Genomic DNA, 17,282 nt, shown 5'->3' with positions numbered 1-17,282 from the left:
TAGATGTTGCGCCCGACAAGTTCGAGCGGCGAATAGGGGCGCATGCCTTCCACCTTCTCGATCGTATTGTCGAGATAGAAGAGAGGCGCGATCTCGACGATGCCGCCGACCGTCACCACGAGCAGCGAGCCAACGAGAAGAAGCGTGGCGTTCTTCTCGATGATTGCGTGTTTGTCCATCAAGCCCATTACCTGGCTCCTGATCGCGCAGGTCGGATGGCGACGGGGCTCGGCATCGGCTCCTCCTCGCGCTGGTGGCCGAGGATGGTCCTGGTGATGTTCCAGGCCATGATCAGCGCGCCGGAGAGGTACATGGCCCCACCGATGGCGCGCATGACATAGTAGGGGTGCATGGCGGCGACGGTCTCGGCGAAGGAGTAGACCAGGAAGCCCTGCTCGTCGTATTCGCGCCACATCAGGCCCTGCATGACGCCGGATACCCACATCACCGCGGCGTAGACAACGATACCAAGTGTCGCCAGCCAGAAATGCCAGGTGACCAGCCGCAACGAGTAGAGCCGTTGCCGGTTCCAGAGCTTCGGCACCATGTAGTAGATTGCGCCGAACGAGATCATGCCAACCCAGCCGAGCGCGCCCGAATGGACGTGGCCGATCGTCCAGTCGGTATAATGCGACAGCGAATTGACCGCCCGGATCGCCATGATGGGGCCTTCGAAGGTCGACATGCCATAGAAGGCGACGGCCATCACCATCATGCGTATGATCGGATCGGTGCGCAGCTTGTCCCAGGCGCCGGACAGCGTCATCAGGCCGTTGATCATGCCGCCCCAGGACGGCATCCACAGCATGATCGAGAACACCATGCCGAGCGTCTGCGCCCAATCGGGCAAGGCGGTGTAGTGCAGGTGATGCGGCCCGGCCCAGATGTAGAGAAAGATGATCGCCCAGAAATGGACGATCGACAGCCGGTACGAATAGACTGGCCGGTTCGCCTGCTTGGGCACGAAATAATACATCATGCCGAGGAAGCCGGCGGTGAGAAAGAAGCCGACCGCGTTGTGGCCGTACCACCATTGCGTCAAGGCGTCCTGGACCCCTGAAAAGGCGGAGTAGCTCTTGGAGCCCAGGAACGAGACTGGTATGGACAGGTTGTTGACCACATGCAGCATCGCGATGGTGACGATGAACGACAGGTAGAACCAGTTGGCCACGTAGATATGCGGTTCCTTGCGCTTCAGGATCGTGCCAAGGAACAGAATGAGGTAGGCGACCCAGACGATGGTCAGCCAGACATCCACATACCATTCGGGTTCGGCGTACTCGCGGCCCTCGGTGATGCCGAGCAGGTAGCCGGTCGCGGCCATGACGATGAACAGCTGGTAGCCCCAGAAGACGAACCAGGCCAGATCACGGCCGAAGAGGCGGGCGCGGCAGGTGCGCTGCACGACATACAGAGACGTGCAAAGCAGCGCGTTGCCGCCGAAGGCGAAGACGACACCGGATGTGTGCAACGGCCGCAAACGACCGAAATTGAACCAGGGCTGGATGTTGAGATCGGGGTAGGCGAGCTGCAGCGCGATCACCACGCCGACCAGCATGCCGACGACACCCCAGAACACGGTGGCGATCGCGCCGTAGCGGATCGGACCATCCATGTAAGCGGATGGGTCAATCGGAGCTGCTGGCTTGAACTCCGTGTTGCGCAACAGGATCGCAGTGAAACCAGCCACTGCGAAGAACAACACCCACATGTGTCGGCGGAAAGGTTCATCCACGCCGAAGCCGGCGGCCACCAGGGCCGCAAAAGCGAACACGCTTAGAAGGACGATCTCTGTGCCGAATTTCATTGCAGATCCCGATCTCGAATCTGGTGGATGCCAAATCCGCAGCGCACTAATCGCGCAGCCGCCGCCCCCTCGCCCTGATCTATGTCAGGCCGCAAGATTTTGTGTCGGCGGCGCAATCAGCAGGTGGCGAATGAACGAGGAACGCAGCGCGGGCTCACCCCCCTCATGGAAGGCGTTCCCTGGGTTGGGCGGGCGCAGACGCGATCGCTGAGGCGAAAGCTGAGGCCCTGCGCGCGTTGGATGCTATTGCCGATGCCCTGCCAAACGTTGTTCGGATCCCATTGGAAACGAACGCGATCGTTCCGCCGAGCCGTGGCAGATTAAGGACCATGCTTCGCCGGTATGTGCCGAAACACACCTGGCGATTGGTCACGTTCCTATCAAAGCCCGAAAGCTGTTTGTCTCGACCGTGACGCCGCTTCGTCGAAGGCGCGGCAACATCGCATTAAAAGGCAAACACGGCCCGCCCCGGAGTCATGCGACATGGCCTCGCCGCTTAGGGCCGCTCGCGTCCGCCGCCACAGCGCTTCTCCAGACGGCTTATGCTGTCCACCGTCACATGGCGTGCGTTCTCAATCCGAATCACCCCGTCAGCCCGCAATCGCGTCAGTTGGCGGCTCACGGTCTCGTTGGTGATTCCAAGGAAATCAGACATTTCGACACGCGTCAGCGGCAGATCGAAGGACGCCGACCCGGAAGCCGCATCGAGACTGGAATCGATATTCCGGGCCATCATGAGGAGAAAAGTCGCTACCTTTTCCGGAGCTGTCTTGCGCCCCAGCGTCACCATCCACTCGCGCGCCTCATCGAGTTCATTCAGCGTCTGTTTGAGCAGGCGATGCTCGAATTCCCGTGACGCCTTCATCATCCGTTCGACGGCCGCTCGCGGAAACGAACACAGCGTGACTGCTGTTGCCGCTTCCGCATTGATCGAGCTTTCCACCTTGAAAGGACGTCCCAGAAAATCCGGTGCAAACTGGAGACCGACGATCTGCTGGCGCCCATCCGACAGGCTCTTTGATAGCTTTACAACGCCTGAAAGCACGTTGGAGTAGCTGTCGACGTTCTGTGCCTCGCCGGTCAACTCCATTCCTGACTCGATCCGGCGACGCGAGCAAGTCTTGGCGAGCCCAACCAAATTGTCTGGATCGAGCGCACCGCAGACACCGCGACGCCGTGCCTCGCAAGGGAAGCAAAGAACAGGAATGCCGGAACTATGAATGTCTTGCCGAAAGGTCATGCGTTCGCCTTACCCGATCCTAACTGCCGGCAGGATACCCATCCAGGGTAGAGAAATCCTGCGGCGGTTTGTCCATGAGCGCGGCTGATCGAGATCAGGGTCTGCTTCAGCGATGCGTGCAGTGTTCCGGCGGGCAACACGGTGAACGCGAGATGCAATCGGAAATAGCTGTCAAACTCAGCGAGAACGTCCCACGCTACACCAGCTATCCGACGGCGCCGCATTTCCATTCGGGGATCGATGCTGCCATTTACCGTGGCTGGTTGGAGACGCTGGAAAGCGGCGACGAAATCTCGCTGTACCTGCACATTCCTTACTGCGACAAGCTCTGCTGGTTCTGCGCCTGCCACACCAAGCAGACGCACCAATATGAGCCGGTGGCCGCTTATCTGCGCTCGCTGAATGCCGAAATCGTCACGATTGCCGGTCTGCTGAGCGGCAAGGCACATGTCCGTGCAATCCACTTCGGTGGCGGTTCGCCAACTATTCTGAGGCCCGATGATATGGTTGCTCTTGGAGCGGCCTTGCGGGACAGCTTCGACTTTCTCCCGGATGCTACGGTCAGCATCGAAATCGAAACCAACGACATGGACAAGGCGCGCCTTGATGCACTTGCTCAAATCGGCGTAACCCGGGCGAGCCTCGGCGTGCAGGATTTCGATCCGCAAGTGCAAAAAGCAATTAATCGTGAGCAGAGTTTTTTGCAGACCAAGGCAGTCGTCGACGGGGTTCGTTCGCGGGGCGTCGAATCGGTCAATCTGGACCTGCTCTACGGGCTCCCGAATCAGACACGCGAGACGATCTGTTCCACGGTGGCGCAGGCACTGACCTTGGAGCCAGACCGGATGGCCCTGTTCGGCTACGCACATGTGCCCTGGTTCAAGAAGCATCAGACGATGATCGACGAGGCATGGCTGCCGAGTCCCACTGAGCGTTTCGCCCAATCTCAACTCGCGGCGCGGGCAATTGTCGCCAAGGGATATGAGGCAATAGGACTCGATCATTTCGCGAAGCCCGACGATGCGCTGGCCATAGCGGCCCGCGCAGGGGTTTTGCATCGCAATTTTCAGGGCTACACTGAGGATCGCTGCCCGACACTGATCGGACTTGGCCCTTCGTCCATCGGTCGTTTTCGCCAAGGCTACGTGCAAAACATGGCTTCGACTGCCGGGTACGGGCGCATGGTTGCGGATGGCGGGTTGGCTGCCGTCCGCGGCGTTGCCCTTTCCGACGACGATCGCGTCCGTGGCTGGATCATCGAGCGGCTGATGTGTGATTTTGCCTTCTCGGCAGTCGATCTGGTGGAGCGGTTCGGCAAAGCCGGCGAGCAGCTCCTTCATCGCTCGAGGTCCATCGCACTCCACGATCCTGCCCGAGCGCTTGAATTCGATGGTGACAGTTTCCTCGTACGGACTGAAAGTCGCCCCTTCATTCGAACCATCGCGGCCAAGTTCGATACATATTTCAAAGGGGGAACGGCGAGGCACTCGGTGGCGGTCTGAGCAAAGCACAGTGCGCTCGCCGTTTGGTCGATCGGCGAACCAGCTGCGTTCGTTTTGACCGCTCATAGGCGACTACCGCATCAAATCGAAAATGCAAACTTAGGCTGTTGCGCGGTATCTCCTTCCACATCCTCTCTTGCGCATACCTACATTCCAAGGGGTTTGATCCTATGCTTCGCGAGGAGCAGGTAGGTCGCGACAGCTAGGCAATGTTCCAGCTGCCCTAGCGGAGGAGTCACGATTTTCCGGCAAGCTCCGTCGGCAGACGTTCTTTTCTGGCCCTGGCAAAGGCTCGGTCGCCTTCCAGAAACGCCGCCAGCATGAAAGGGATGAGTTCTGCCACGGTTTCAGACTGACCATAGGTCTGACGGTAAAGTGCAGCATACTCCTTGAGTGTTTGGCTCAGCTCCGCGCTGACGGTAATGGTGATCTTCGAAGCTGTTCGGTCCGGAAGTTTTCCAAGTTTCAGGTCAGCCATGATAACTCCTGCTCAACTGGCGTATGGCCGCAGCACGATGTCCTTGTGCACGATGACGCGCAGTGGCCAACCTGGGCGGACGACGATGGTGGGCTGGATATTGAGGTTTTTTTCGGTGATGCGCTGGCCGGCTCGACTGGCGTTCTGCTGGGCTGATTCCCGGATCGCCTTGACCAGATCGCTCTCGTTTTCGCCGAGGCTGAATTCTGTGCCGACACCGAGCAATGTGGCAAGCGCCACTCCCTTGATCATCTGCCAAGTGTGGAAATCGACTTTGTCTTCCAGCCCTGCGTAGCCGGCGGTGTCGCTCGCGGGCAGATTGTCGATTTCGGCCGACGAGCCGTCGGGCAGCAGAATGCGCTGCCAGACCAGCAGCGCTCGCTTTTGCCCGAACGCGACGACGCTGTCGTAGACGCCGATAAGACGTGAGCCCTGCGGAATCAGCAATATGTTGCCCGTGACCGTGTCGTGCACATTTTCGGTGACTTGCGCGACGACAAGGCCCGGCAAATCGGAATTGATGCCGGTGATCAGGCTGGCGGCAATCACGCTGCCAGCCATCAGTTGATATGGCGAGATCGGCGTCTGAAGCGCATGCGGATTGTAGATCCCGCCAGTGCTCCGCTGGCTGAGAAAATCAAGCTTTCGCTGCTGATTGTTCTGGTCGCCTTCCGCCGCCGCCACCGAGGCTGACGCGCGTCCTGCTTCGGATTGGGGAAGCGCCTCAAATGGATGCTGAGCAGTTTGCACGCTCTCTCCGACATCTGTCTGTTGAGCTCGATTTTCGACGCGGAAAAGCACCCGCGATTCACGCGCTTCGATCGCCTGCTGCGCTAGACGCTGCTCCTCGGCCGAGATGTCTTGGCCCGGCACGATGCCGAGCTGGCGCTGCCGCTCGAGGATGGGGCGGCCGAGGTCGCCCGGCAAAGGTAGCCCAAGGACGGGAGGCTTTGGCTTCATGCCGGAATAGTCATGGGGAAGCGTATCGAGTCCCTCGGCGGTTGGTTTGCGCTCAGTGTTGTAGAGATCTTCCGCCTGATCCCTGATGCGAAGGGCCGGCCCCTGGAGGGCGATCATGGTAACGCCGAAGACAGCGCCGGATCCGAGCGCTGCGATAGCGATGATCACACCGCGCCTGAACCGCACCACGCGGCGGGGAGAGGCCCGAAGCTGCAGTTCCTCGGGATCCAGTTTCGGCGGGATGCCAGAGCGGGAATTTTCGATCATGAGCCCTCACCTCGCCGGCTGCCGCGAAAGAGCGAGATCCGCCGTTGCGGTTGCCTGCCGTCAATCCTGCTGATGCGGATCACCTGCTGCCGCTTGGTGCCGAGGCGAAGTTCGGCCGCGGCGAAGAGCCGATCGACGATGTAATAGTTGCCGCGCACGCGATAGTTGACGAGCTCGCTGCTCCCATCTGCGCCGACGATGAAGAGTGGTGGCGCCTCGCCCTGATCTATGCGACGAGGGAACTCAATATAGACCTTGCTGCCGTCGTCGAAGGCTCGCGTCGGTCTCCAGGGCGGTGTGTCGCCACTGATTGAGTAGCGAAAGCGAAGGTTTTCGAGCGCGATGTTCGACGCGACCGGTGTAACTGCCTCGGCTTGAGCATTGCGCTGGCGAAGCGCGATGATCTGGTCTTGGCTGTAGGTCCAGGAGATTGCCGCCATTGCGGTCTTCTCGGTGCTTTGAAGCTGCAAATGATAGGTCCGCCGGTCCGTCGTAATGACGACATTGGTGGCAAGACCCGGCGCGAAGGGTTTTACCAGAACATGGGTGCGCTGATTGTCACCGGTGCCGCTTGCGGTATCGCCAATGACCCAGCGCACGGTGTCGCCAGCCGACACGGCGGTTAGTTTCTCGCCCGGCTGCAGAGCGATGTCGGTCACGCGCTCCGGCGCGGCATAGAGTTGATAAAGCGCGCCATCGGTGAAGGGGTAGACTTGCACTGCATTAACATACCCGTACTTGGTGGGTTGCTGGGTCGCGGCTTTGTTGGCATCAGCGACGCGTTCTTCAGGAGGGCGCTTGTCCTCGGCCTTGCCGGGCTCGGGCTGCATTTGGCCAGGCAGCGGCAGTGGTTTTGGCACCTCGACAATTCTAATCGGCCTCTCCGGCGCTTTTTCGATCGCGGCCGGTTTGAAGTCGGCAGCGTCATAGGAAATCTCAGGCGGCGGCACCTTCTTCGATGCACAAGCGGAAACGACCGCTGCCGACACCGATAGGATCAGCACGGCACGAATCGGTGACATTTTACCTTTCATTGGTGGACTCCGTCGGAGAAAGGGGGGCTGGGACGGCGCTGTCGAGCTCGCGTGACCAGTCAATGGCATTGATGAAGACGCCGAGCGGATTCTTGCGCAGCTGATCCGTATTGCTTGGCGAGCGGATCACGATCGTGAGGATCGCAGTCCAGCGCATCGTGCTGGCAAGGCTTCCGCGCTCAAACACCTGCTCGGTCCATTTGACCTGGAATGAACTTTCGGAGGCTCTGACCACGCTGGTGACCTGTACCGAAACACTGCGCGTTCCGATCTGACCGAAGGGGTCGTTCGCCTTGGCGTATTCGTTGAGGAAGAGCGCTGCGCGATCGCTAGCAAAGTCGTACGCTGCCAACCAGTTCTGCCGAACCAAAACCGGATCGGTGGAAACGGAACGGACATTCTGGATGAAGCGGCCGAGATGCCAGGCGATCTGAGCATCCGAGGGCTCATAATTCCGGACCGCCGGCGCGACGGCGCGCGTCTCGCCGAAGCCATCGACCTCGACGACATAAGGCACGACACGGCTTTGCATCGACTGCCATACGAGTCCGCCGGAAAGCCCGGTCGCCAAGGCCAGGCAGCCAAGGGCCATGATCCGCCAGTTCCTGGCCTGCAGTCGAGATGAGCCGATGCGCTCGTCCCACAGTTGGGCGGCTTTTTGATACGGCGTGACCGGTTCGGGTGTTTTGCCGTAACGGTGCACGGGTCGCTTGAAGAGCATCTAGTCATCCTTGTCGTTGAGAGAGGGGTTGGCGCTGCCTCCCGGCCGGTCTCCGTCTCGGACAGCTTGCATGGCAGCGTGGCGATTTGCCCGGGCGGTCTGTTCAGAACGTAGGCGCCTTGCCCACGTCGGCGCCGAAACAGTGGCCGAACCGGCAGAGCGTTCGGTCATTGACGCTGTCGGCGCGCCGCCGGTCGCGGTCCACGCGGCATCGCGCCCGGCATCGGCGTTGCGCCCAACACTTGCAGTGGCGGATCGCGCTATGCGTATAGCGGCGCCGCCAGCTGCACTGGTTACACCATGCATTCCAGCAGCCACACCGGAGAGGCCAGCGTCGGGCGAGGTTGCGCGCCCGATCTGCCATGACGTGGAAGCAGCCGATCCCATTGTTGTGCCGGCTCGGATGGCGGCGAGACCGCCGCTGGTTGCCATACGCGCGCCAGCAAATGCTGTGCCTCCAGCAACGAGTGATACACCCGCTGCCGCCGCGGTCGTGCCGAGGGCGGCGCCCGCCCCAAGCTGCGGTGCGCCTGAGACAAGACCCGACGCGATCCCCGGCCCAAAAATGCCAAGGCCAAGCAGTGCCAGTGCGCCCAGTACCTGGGACATGGCACCGGCAAGATCCGGCTCCTTGCCTTGCAATGCGGAAGCGAACTCCCCGAAGAGCGTGGAGCCGATACCGACAATGACGGCGAGCACCATCACCTTGATGCCTGACGAGATAACATGGCCGAGCACGCGTTCGGCCAGGAACGCTGAACGGTTCCAAAGTGCGAATGGAACCAAAACAAAACCTGCCAGCGTGGTGAGCTTGAACTCTAGGATGGTGATGAAAAGCTGGATGGAAAGGATGAAGAAGGCGATGATAACCAGGAACCAGGCCATCAGCAGCACGAAGATGGTCAGTGCGTTGCCGAAGATTTCCGGGAAGCCCAGGAGCTGACTGGCTTGGTCAAGCATTGGCCAAGCACCTTCGAAACCGGTCGCGGCAATGCGGCCCGGGCGCAAGAGATTGTCTGCCGACAGATTGCCGGCCGACGCCTTAATCCCGAGACCGGCAAAAGAACGATAAACGATATCGGCGAGGTTCTTGAAATTGTTCAGAATGAAGGCGAAGACGCCAACATAGAGCACCTTGCGGACAAGCCGGCCGAGAACGCTGGTTTCGTCGCCGAGCGCCCACGCCAGGCCGGCAAGTGTGATGTCAATGCCGATCAGAATGGTAGTGAGGAAGGCGAGGTCGCCCGATAGCAGACCGAACCCGCTGTCGATGTAGCGGATGAAGGTCTCCATGAAGCGATCGATGACGCCAAGGTCGTTCATGCCGCTGCCTTTCTCGTCGTGATGAACTCGTGATTAATTGCCGGGATAAGCCGAGCCGGTACCCAAGAACCGCTTCGTCATCTCGCGGGCGGCTTCGTCTGACTGGGCCTTGCGGGCGGCATCCTCGGCCTCAGCTCGAAACTGCGTTGCGAGCAGCGTCTGGATCTGCATCTGCTGTTTTGTCGAAAGCGCCATCAGCTGGTTGGTGGCCTGGCTTGCCTGAAGCGCACCGGCCGCCCCTTGGCTGCGGTTGACGAGATCGGCGAGCAGATCGCCGTCGGCGCGGACGTTCTCGACGATTTGCGACTGGACACCCATGGTCTGGCGGAACGCCTGCATGGCGGTTTGCCAACGCTCCCGCGCAGCACTCGCCACATCGCTGACTTTGATCGTGGCGTCGTAGCTTTCCGGATATTGGCTGCGCCACTGGTCTTGAAGCTTGCCCAGATCAAAGCTGAGGCCACTCGCCTGGTCCATCAAGCCGTCGATGCGATGGAGCGAACCGGTGAGTTGGCCAACGGAAGAGAAATCCAGACGCTGAAGATTGCGCGCCATGTTCTGCAGCATGGTCGCCTGATTCTGCAGCGACTGGATTTGGTTGTTGATCTGCTCCAATGCGCGCGCGGCCGTCAGCACGTTCTGCGCATAATTGGACGGATCGAACACGATAAGGGCGTACGCGGGCTGCACATAGTCGGCCATAGGCTTGGCGATCAGGGAAACGGTGATCAGGCCGGAGAGAAGGCGTCGCCGCATCATGAGAATTGCTCCTTGTCTGGTTGAGGGAATTGCTTGAGAAGTTCGCCGGCCCAATCGAGGCCGCGCGCGATCAGGAACTGCGAGGCAAAGCTGCCTTGCCCGTCTTCGGACATGATCCTGTCGATCAGAGTCTGCGTGGCCGGATCGGAAGCACCGCAAAGCGCAAGAGCGATGGGGCCAAGCTCGAGCTCGAACAGACGGTTGCCGCGGCGCGATTGCAGATAATACTGACGCTTCGGCGTGGCGCGGGCGATCAATTCGATCTGCCGCTCGCTTAAACCGAAGCGCTCGTAGGCTGTGCGCGCCTGGGGTTCCACGGCACGATCATTGGGAAGGAAAATGCGCTGCGGGCAGCTTTCGATGATTGCCGGCGCTATGCCAGAGCCCGCGATATCAGCCAGCGACTGCGTAGCGAAGACAACCGACACGTTCTTCTTTCGCAGCACCTTCAGCCATTCGCGGATGCGGGCGGCGAACAGCGGATTGTCGAGATAGACCCACGCCTCGTCGAGCATGATCAGCGTGGGCCGTCCGTCGAACCGTTCCTCAAGTCGCTGGAACAGATAGGTAAGCACCGGCAGCAAAGCGCCTTGGCTGTGCATTAACTCCTCGGTCTCGAAACACTGCACATCCGACAAGGCCAGCCCATCATGATCGGCATCGAGCAGGCGGCCGAAGGGACCGTCGAGCGTGTAGGGCATCAATGCGGTCTTCAGCGCATTGGATTGAAGCAGGACCGAAAGACCGGTCAGTGTGCGTTCCTGCGCCGGCGCGGTGGCAAGGCTGGCCAGCGCTGACCAAATAGCCTCCTTCACCTCCGGCGTGACGGTGACGTTCTCGTGGGCAACAAGGCTGGCGATCCATTCGGCCGCCCAGCTTCGGCTAGCCTGGTCGTTGATGCTGCGCAGTGGCTGAAAGGCAAGGGAACCGTCCGCTCCTAGCGCGTGGTGTTCTCCACCCATGGCAAGTGTTGCAGCACGGGCCGAATTGCCTTTGTCGAAGACATAAACCTGGGCGCCGGCATAGCGCCTGAACTGCAGAGCAATCAGAGCAAGCAGAACCGACTTGCCGGCGCCGGTCGGACCAACAACCAGCATGTGGCCGACATCTTCGACGTGGGTGGAAAGCCGAAACGGTGTCGACCCACTGGTCTCGGCAACGAAAAGCGGTGGCGCTTCGGTTTGGGTGACTTTCGCGAGATGCTCGTTTGTCGCAGGACCGGCCCAAACCGACGACAGCGGCATGAGATGGGCAAGGTTCAATGTATGAACGAGCGGTTGGCGAACGTTAGCGTAGACATGGCCAGGCAATGAGCCGAGCCAAGCCTCGACCGCATTGACGCCTTCTCGGATCGTGGTGAAGCCGAGCCCATTGATGATGCGCTCGACCGCGCGAAGCTTCTCTGCAGCGGCTTGGCGATCCTCGCCCCACACCGTCACGGTGGTGGTGAGATAGCCGAAACTCACATGATCACCGCCCAATGCCTGAAGGGCTTCGTCGGCATCGAGCGCCTTGTTGTCGGCATCGTTATCGACAAGCGGGACCGGCTCGTTGGTAATGACCTCGCGTAGGATTGCCACGATCGATTTGCGCTTGGCAAACCACTGCCGGCGCAATCGCGTCAGCGTCTTCGTGGCTTCCGTTTTCTCGAGCGGAATGAAGCGCGTCATCCAGCGATAGGCGAAATCCTGATGATTGAGGGTATCGAGGATTCCGGGCCGGGTGAGGTTCGGAAAGCCGAGGATGGTCAGTGTGCGAAGATGCTGCTCACCCAGCATCGGCTCCAGGCCACCGGTAAGCGGCGCATCGACCAGGATTGCATCCAGATATATCGGCGTTTCCGGGGCCATGATAGGATGGCGACGAGGCGAAATCGTGCCGTGGAGGTAGGTCAACGTCTGAGCATCATCGAGGACGCGTACTTCGGACATGAAACCCGAGAAGAGATCGAGCACGCGGTTGGTCTCGTCACGGAACCTCGCCAGATCCTGGCGCCAGTCTCTTTCTCCTCGGGAATAATGAGAGTCGACGAGCGCGCTTTCTGCGCGCGCCTGGGCGTCCGGCGGTGGCATAAACACCAAGGTCAGATGATAGCGGCTCTCGTAGTGCGCTACCTTCCCCTCGAAAGCAGCGCGGCGTTCTTCGTCGACCAGCCACGACGCGGCGTCAGGAAAATGCGAGTTCGGATAGCCCAGCGCTTCTGTGCGCTCGGCCTCAAAGAACAATGCCCAGCCAGAGCCAAGGCGTCTGAGAGCATTGTTCGCCCGGGCGCAAATGCCGACGAGTTCAGCCTCCGTCGCACTTTCGAGATCCGGGCCGCGGAACCGCAACGTCCGCTGAAAGCTGCCGTCCTTGTTGAGCACGATGCCGGGCGCCACCAAGGCAGCCCAGGGTAGATGGTCGGCAAGCCGGTCGGCTTTGCTTCGATATTCCGAAAGGTTCAGCATGCAAGCCACCCCTTCAGACGTAGGTGGCGCACAAGCACGCTGGCGAAGTCCGGATCGCGTCTTGCGGCAAACACCGCTAACGAGTGGCCTGCGATCCAAAGCACCAGACCAGCAATCCATTGCTGCAAGCCGAAGCCAATGGCCGCGGCCACTGTACCGTTGAGGATCGCCACCGCGCGCGGAGCCCCGCCGAGCAGGATCGGCTCGGTCAGCGCCCGGTGGACCGGTACTGCGAAGCCCTCGATATGCTGCTCCCCGGCGGCCATCAGACGAGCGCCCCACCACCGAAGGAGAAGAAGGAGAGGAAGAAGCTCGATGCCGCGAAGGCGATTGACAGACCGAAGACGATCTGAATCAGGCGCCGAAAACCACCGGCGGTGTCGCCGAAGGCAAGCGTCAGGCCGGTGGTGATAATGATGATCACCGCAACGATCTTGGCGACCGGTCCCTGCACGGACTCCAGGATCTGCTGCAGCGGCTGCTCCCACGGCATGCCGGAGCCGGCGGCATAAACCGGGGCCGTGTTAAGAAACGCGAGCGCTGTGGACGAAAGAAAGCGAAGCTTCTTGCGCATGAGGAAGGCCTTTCAAAGCTGCTGGAGTTGCGAAAGCGTGAGCGGGGCAACGGCGTAATCGCCGCTGCCGTCGAGACCGGTGACCTCGGCGATTGCGTCGATGTGGCGCGACGAGCCGCGTCCCGCTATGAAGACGATCAGATCTATCGCCTCAGCGATGAGCCGGCGGGGAACGGTGACCACCGCTTCCTGGGCGAGTTGCTCAATGCGATAGAGAGCCGAGCGCGCGGAATTGGCGTGTACGGTAGCGATGCCGCCTGGGTGCCCGGTGTTCCATGCCTTCAGCATGTCGAGCGCTTCCGCGCCCCTCACCTCGCCCACGATGATGCGGTCCGGCCTGAGCCTCAGCGTCGAGCGCACGAGATCGGCAAGGGTGACCGAGCCCCGCCTTGTTCTCAGGGCAACGCAGTCCCTGGCCGCGCACTGCAGTTCGCGTGTGTCCTCGATCAGGATCACCCGATCGTCGCATTCGGCGACTTCAGCCAGCAGAGCGTTGGCGAGTGTTGTCTTCCCCGAGGAAGTGCCGCCGGCGATCAGCATGTTGCGCCGCTCGCGGACGGCCTTTTTCAGCGCATCGGCCTGCAGCGGCAGCATGATGCGTTCGGCAACATAGTCGGCCAGGGTGTAGACTTTCGCGGCGGGCTTGCGGATGGCAAAACATGGCGCCAACACCACAGGTGGCAGCAGGCCTTCGAAGCGTTCGCCAGACGGCAATTCGGCACTGACGATCGGGTTGTCGGCGTGCGCCTCGGCGCGCACGTGCGAAGCAACCAGGCGGATGATACGTTCTGCCTCGGACGGGTGCATGTGAACGTCGGTATCGACCCGACCTTCGCCTAACCGGTCGAGTCGCAGCGCGCCGTCGGGATTGACCATCACCTCGATGACGGACGGATCGGCCAGGGCTTCGGTGATTGCCGGACCCATGGCGGTGCGCAGCATGACACGCCGCCGGTGGTCGGCCTCGGGATGAGAGCTCATCCTTCCCCTCCCCCACCATTGTCTTTGCTAAGCGACTTTTTGCCGGAAGCGATCTGGCGGCCGACCTTCTCAACGAATTTCTCGAAACGCTCTTGGGCAATAGCCTGCGTTGCCCGATCCGGGACCGGCGTGTGGGCGTGAAGGGTGATCGAAAAGCGGATGAAGAGCGCCAGGCTCTCCAGGATCACCTCGGAATCGCGCCTGACGTGGGCAAGATCGCGGGAGAGCCGGTCAAGCCTTACGCCGTAGCGCCGATCGAACTCGCTCTCGCCACGCCGCTCGATGAACGCCTCGATCGCCTTCGCCACGATCGCTGATTTGGTCGTTGACGGATCGCGACTGAGGTTGTCCAGTTTCTCGCTGAGCTCCGGCTCAAGCAGAAACTGATGGCGAATGCGGTGCGGCTTCATGCGGCTCGTTCCGACGGCCCGGCGTTGCGCCGGCGACGGGAGAAGCATCGGCCAGACGCTCAAAATTGCTTATGGCCGTTATCTACGCTGAGGTGCGCTCTGCAACTCAGCGGACTTCAGAAGCCGGGAATGACATCGTCGCCCCTGCCCTCGTTGATACCGTAGGCGCGGGCCGCAGTGGAAATCCGATCCATGACACGCTTGTCCGCGAGCGCTTCGCTGTCATCGTCTGCGGGCTTGTACAGATCGGCCTGATCGGGCTCTTGAGAGACAACAACGTCTTCTTCGGGCAGGCTTGGATGGCGTTGCTGCTGAACGCCTCCCTCGTCTTCAACTGGCGCGTCGGCGCTTTCCTCGTCCGCAGCAAGTCGGCTATCGACGCTGCACACTTGTCCAGTCCAGCCGTCCGGGCGTGATGCAGGGCAGTCCGCATAGGGTCCGTCGTGCAGCACCGGCGCAGGCAGCACCCGATCTGTGAAATTCTGATCCTGATAATAGCGCAGCTTCTTGGCGCGGATCGGCGGCAACCCAGAAACCAGGACCAATTCGTCTGACGGCGGCAATTGCATCACCTCGCCTGGCGTCAGGAGCGGGCGCGCGGTTTCCTGGCGGCTCACCATGACATGTGAAAGCCAGGGCGCAAGCCGATGGCCCGCATAGTTGCGCATCGACCTAAGTTCGGTTGCGGTGCCGAGGGCATCCGAGATGCGCTTGGCCGTGCGTTCGTCATTGGAGGAAAAGGCAATTCGCACGTGGCAATTGTCGAGAATAGCATTGTTCTCGCCATAGGCCTTTGAAACCTGGTTCAAAGATTGTGCGATCAGATAGGAGCGAATGCCATAACCTGCCATGAAGGCGAGCGCCGTTTCGAAGAAGTCGAGGCGACCGAGCGCCGGAAACTCGTCCAGCATCATGAGCAGCTGATGCTTACGGCTCTTCTTCGGGTCCCCCTCCAGACGCTCCGTCAACCGCCTGCCGATCTGGTTCAAGATCAGTCGCACCAAAGGCTTGGTGCGCGAGATATCCGAAGGCGGCACGACCAGATAGAGCGACAGCGGTCGCTCTCCATCCACTAGGTCAGCGATGCGCCAGTCGCAGGACGAAGTGGCCGCCGCGACCGTTGGATCACGATAAAGCCCAAGAAAGGACATGGCGGTCGAGAGGACGCCTGAGCGCTCGTTTTCCGACTTGTTCAGGAGTTCGCGAGCCGCCGAGGCCACTACGGGATGGACCTGAGGGTTATGCCCCGTCCCGAGATGGTTTGTCGTCATCATCCGCCGTAGCGTTGCGGCAAACGAGCGTTGCGGGTCCGACAGGAAGGTGGCGACGCGGGCTAGCGTCTTGTCCTCTTCAGCGTAGAGCACGTGCAAAATGGCGCCAACTAGGAGTGAATGGCTGGTCTTCTCCCAGTGATTCCGTCGCTCCAGCGCGCCCTCGGGATCGACGAGGATGTCGGCGATGTTTTGAACGTCCCGGATCTCATCTGGGCCTTTGCGCACCTCCAGCAGCGGGTTGTAGCGTGCCGATCTCGGGTCGGTCGGATTGAACAGAAGGCAGTACGAGAATTTCGACCGCCAGCCGGAGGTCAACTGCCAATTTTCGCCTTTTATATCATGAATGATGGCAGACCCGGTCCAGGAAAGTAGCGTTGGAACAACCAGCCCCACGCCCTTGCCCGAACGCGTCGGCGCAAATGCCATGACGTGCTCCGGGCCGTCATGGCGCAGATAGCGATCGTTCAGCCTACCGAGGAAAACGCCCGCCGGCCGTAACAACCCTGCCGTCTCGACCTCATGAGTCGTGGCCCACCGTGAAGACCCATAGGTCGTAACCGACCCGCGCTGTCGCGCGCGCAAAAGCGAGCCTGCGATTGCGGCGGCACAGCCCAGGAATCCGCTGGCGCCTGCAAGCGTACCGGCTTTGTCGAAGACCTCCGGCGCATAAGCATCGAAGTGGAACCACCATTCAAACAGCTTCCACGGCTTGTAGATTGGCCAGCCGGCGAAGAGAAACCATGGTGCGCCGAGAGGCGTCTGGTAGGTCAGCATTTGAGCGCACCATTGGGTTGCCGTCCATACGCCGATAATGACAATTGCGCACACAACGGCGATCTGCCCGATCAGTAGCTTCGTAGGTGTCATCGGCTTGGCCCGCTGAACAACGCGACCTAGCATCGCGCGGTGCAGCCGGGACAGGAATGTTCCTCACATACGATTTGGGAGCAATGAACGACTTCCTACTATGCAGGTCGGTCAGCACGCGTGTTGCGCCTTCACGCGACACCATCCTCTCCATTCACCCTGAGGCCCGGCGCCGCCGACAGTTGCGTGACCGCTCCTCCGCAAAGTTATCTTCTGCGTTCAGGGAGCCAGGGCGCCTGGGCTGGCTGATGAACACCGTCCGCTCGCGCATGTGGGGTCGAATTGATTTGTGCCCAAGTGGAGGCAGGCTCATCATTCAACAGTTGCCGCAGTTCCCCTGGCTCGAACGCCATCATTGGTGGGGAGGCAGGCTCGTCTTCCAACAGTTGCCGCAGTTCCCCTGGCTCGAACGCCATCATCGGTGGGGAAGCGGGTTCATCCTCCAACAGCTGCCGCAGTTCCCCTGGCTCGAACGCCATCATCGGTGGGGAAGCGGGTTCATCCTCCAACAGCTGCCGCAGTTCCCCTGGCTCGAACGCCATCATTGGTGGGGAGGCAGGCTCGTCCTCCAACAGTTGCCGCAGTTCCCCTGACTCGAACGCCATCATTGGTGGGGAAGCGGGTTCATCCTCCAACAG

17 protein-coding genes are annotated in these 17,282 nt (G+C 60.8%); 1 reads left to right on the top strand and 16 read right to left on the bottom strand.

All coding sequences use genetic code 11. From position 1 onward, the window contains the following. The 3 genes from EN749_RS13350 to EN749_RS13340 all read right to left on the bottom strand — a co-directional run. Positions 1–188 (bottom strand): cbb3-type cytochrome c oxidase subunit II (locus EN749_RS13350; protein WP_189367497.1); only part of this gene is annotated, 188 nt, incomplete at its 3' end. After that, complete coding sequence (gene ccoN / locus EN749_RS13345) at positions 188–1,807, bottom strand: cytochrome-c oxidase, cbb3-type subunit I (protein ID WP_126057788.1); 1,620 nt, start codon at positions 1,805–1,807, stop codon at positions 188–190. The genes ccoN and EN749_RS13350, both read right to left, overlap by 1 nt. 496 nt (positions 1,808–2,303) lie before the next feature. Beyond that, entirely contained in the window at positions 2,304–3,047 is a 744-nt protein-coding gene (locus EN749_RS13340; RefSeq protein WP_126057787.1) for a Crp/Fnr family transcriptional regulator, read from the bottom strand. A gap of 152 nt (positions 3,048–3,199) precedes the next feature. Between EN749_RS13340 and hemN the strand changes: the two genes are divergently transcribed. Then, a complete protein-coding gene (gene hemN, locus EN749_RS13335) occupies positions 3,200–4,549 on the top strand; it encodes an oxygen-independent coproporphyrinogen III oxidase (RefSeq protein WP_126059321.1) in 1,350 nt (449 codons plus the stop codon). 235 nt (positions 4,550–4,784) lie between these two features. On the opposite strand, the gene EN749_RS13330 is transcribed toward hemN, so the two are convergent. The 13 genes from EN749_RS13330 to EN749_RS38210 form a co-directional block, all read right to left on the bottom strand. Next, positions 4,785–5,027 (bottom strand): DUF2274 domain-containing protein, encoded by a 243-nt coding sequence (locus tag EN749_RS13330; protein ID WP_126057786.1) that lies wholly within the window; start codon positions 5,025–5,027, stop codon positions 4,785–4,787. Between the two features lie 12 nt (positions 5,028–5,039). Further along, entirely contained in the window at positions 5,040–6,254 is a 1,215-nt protein-coding gene (locus tag EN749_RS13325; RefSeq protein WP_126057785.1) for a TrbI/VirB10 family protein, read from the bottom strand. Next, complete coding sequence (gene trbG / locus EN749_RS13320) at positions 6,251–7,276, bottom strand: P-type conjugative transfer protein TrbG (RefSeq protein ID WP_127232321.1); 1,026 nt, start codon at positions 7,274–7,276, stop codon at positions 6,251–6,253. The genes EN749_RS13325 and trbG overlap by 4 nt, the downstream gene beginning before the upstream one ends. Before the next feature lies 1 nt (position 7,277). After that, positions 7,278–8,009, bottom strand: coding sequence for a conjugal transfer protein TrbF (gene trbF, locus EN749_RS13315; protein WP_126063930.1), 732 nt, complete (start codon positions 8,007–8,009; stop codon positions 7,278–7,280). Further along, the gene (gene trbL, locus EN749_RS13310) at positions 8,010–9,332 is read right to left on the bottom strand and encodes a P-type conjugative transfer protein TrbL (RefSeq protein ID WP_126057783.1); all 1,323 of its coding nucleotides are present in this window, start codon (positions 9,330–9,332) and stop codon (positions 8,010–8,012) included. It lies immediately after the preceding gene. A 33-nt stretch (positions 9,333–9,365) separates the two neighbouring features. Continuing rightward, positions 9,366–10,091 (bottom strand): P-type conjugative transfer protein TrbJ, encoded by a 726-nt coding sequence (gene trbJ / locus EN749_RS13305; RefSeq protein ID WP_024502854.1) that lies wholly within the window; start codon positions 10,089–10,091, stop codon positions 9,366–9,368. Then, positions 10,088–12,538: a conjugal transfer protein TrbE gene (trbE, locus tag EN749_RS13300; protein WP_126057782.1), complete on the bottom strand. Its 2,451-nt coding sequence runs from the start codon at positions 12,536–12,538 to the stop codon at positions 10,088–10,090. The genes trbJ and trbE overlap by 4 nt, the downstream gene beginning before the upstream one ends. Next, positions 12,532–12,804 carry a VirB3 family type IV secretion system protein gene (locus tag EN749_RS13295; RefSeq protein ID WP_024502852.1) on the bottom strand — a complete coding sequence of 91 codons (273 nt, stop codon included), beginning with the start codon at positions 12,802–12,804 and terminating at the stop codon, positions 12,532–12,534. Before EN749_RS13295 ends, trbE begins: the two co-directional genes overlap by 7 nt. Continuing rightward, entirely contained in the window at positions 12,804–13,112 is a 309-nt protein-coding gene (locus tag EN749_RS13290; protein WP_126057781.1) for a TrbC/VirB2 family protein, read from the bottom strand. The genes EN749_RS13295 and EN749_RS13290 overlap by 1 nt, the downstream gene beginning before the upstream one ends. A gap of 12 nt (positions 13,113–13,124) precedes the next feature. Next, positions 13,125–14,093 (bottom strand): P-type conjugative transfer ATPase TrbB, encoded by a 969-nt coding sequence (gene trbB, locus EN749_RS13285; RefSeq protein ID WP_024502850.1) that lies wholly within the window; start codon positions 14,091–14,093, stop codon positions 13,125–13,127. Next, positions 14,090–14,503: a CopG family transcriptional regulator gene (locus EN749_RS13280; RefSeq protein WP_095488561.1), complete on the bottom strand. Its 414-nt coding sequence runs from the start codon at positions 14,501–14,503 to the stop codon at positions 14,090–14,092. Before EN749_RS13280 ends, trbB begins: the two co-directional genes overlap by 4 nt. A 116-nt stretch (positions 14,504–14,619) precedes the next feature. Then, a complete protein-coding gene (locus EN749_RS13275) occupies positions 14,620–16,644 on the bottom strand; it encodes a conjugal transfer protein TraG (protein WP_024502848.1) in 2,025 nt (674 codons plus the stop codon). Positions 16,645–16,850: 206 nt separating this feature from the next. After that, the coding region (locus EN749_RS38210; protein WP_210214718.1) for a hypothetical protein at positions 16,851–17,282 on the bottom strand (432 nt) is incomplete at its 5' end.

It is taken from the genome of Mesorhizobium sp. M7A.F.Ca.ET.027.02.1.1 (genome assembly GCF_004022985.1).
In the GTDB taxonomy this organism is placed as follows: domain Bacteria; phylum Pseudomonadota; class Alphaproteobacteria; order Rhizobiales; family Rhizobiaceae; genus Mesorhizobium.
This window is presented reverse-complemented; position numbering and strand designations above follow the sequence as displayed.

Bases quoted from the DNA above. Each gene is read 5' to 3' on its own strand.
- EN749_RS13340 (WP_126057787.1), bottom strand. From the start codon at position 3,047: ATGACCTTTCGGCAAGACATTCATAGTTCCGGCATTCCTGTTCTTTGC.
- trbJ (WP_024502854.1), bottom strand. From the start codon at position 10,091: ATGATGCGGCGACGCCTTCTCTCCGGCCTGATCACCGTTTCCCTGATC.
- trbG (WP_127232321.1), bottom strand. From the start codon at position 7,276: ATGTCACCGATTCGTGCCGTGCTGATCCTATCGGTGTCGGCAGCGGTC.
- EN749_RS13325 (WP_126057785.1), bottom strand. From the start codon at position 6,254: ATGATCGAAAATTCCCGCTCTGGCATCCCGCCGAAACTGGATCCCGAG.
- EN749_RS13280 (WP_095488561.1), bottom strand. From the start codon at position 14,503: ATGAAGCCGCACCGCATTCGCCATCAGTTTCTGCTTGAGCCGGAGCTC.
- hemN (WP_126059321.1), top strand. From the start codon at position 3,200: ATGCAATCGGAAATAGCTGTCAAACTCAGCGAGAACGTCCCACGCTAC.
- EN749_RS13290 (WP_126057781.1), bottom strand. From the start codon at position 13,112: ATGCGCAAGAAGCTTCGCTTTCTTTCGTCCACAGCGCTCGCGTTTCTT.
- EN749_RS13295 (WP_024502852.1), bottom strand. From the start codon at position 12,804: ATGGCCGCCGGGGAGCAGCATATCGAGGGCTTCGCAGTACCGGTCCAC.
- EN749_RS13330 (WP_126057786.1), bottom strand. From the start codon at position 5,027: ATGGCTGACCTGAAACTTGGAAAACTTCCGGACCGAACAGCTTCGAAG.
- trbL (WP_126057783.1), bottom strand. From the start codon at position 9,332: ATGAACGACCTTGGCGTCATCGATCGCTTCATGGAGACCTTCATCCGC.
- trbE (WP_126057782.1), bottom strand. From the start codon at position 12,538: ATGCTGAACCTTTCGGAATATCGAAGCAAAGCCGACCGGCTTGCCGAC.
- trbF (WP_126063930.1), bottom strand. From the start codon at position 8,009: ATGCTCTTCAAGCGACCCGTGCACCGTTACGGCAAAACACCCGAACCG.
- EN749_RS13275 (WP_024502848.1), bottom strand. From the start codon at position 16,644: ATGACACCTACGAAGCTACTGATCGGGCAGATCGCCGTTGTGTGCGCA.
- ccoN (WP_126057788.1), bottom strand. From the start codon at position 1,807: ATGAAATTCGGCACAGAGATCGTCCTTCTAAGCGTGTTCGCTTTTGCG.
- trbB (WP_024502850.1), bottom strand. From the start codon at position 14,093: ATGAGCTCTCATCCCGAGGCCGACCACCGGCGGCGTGTCATGCTGCGC.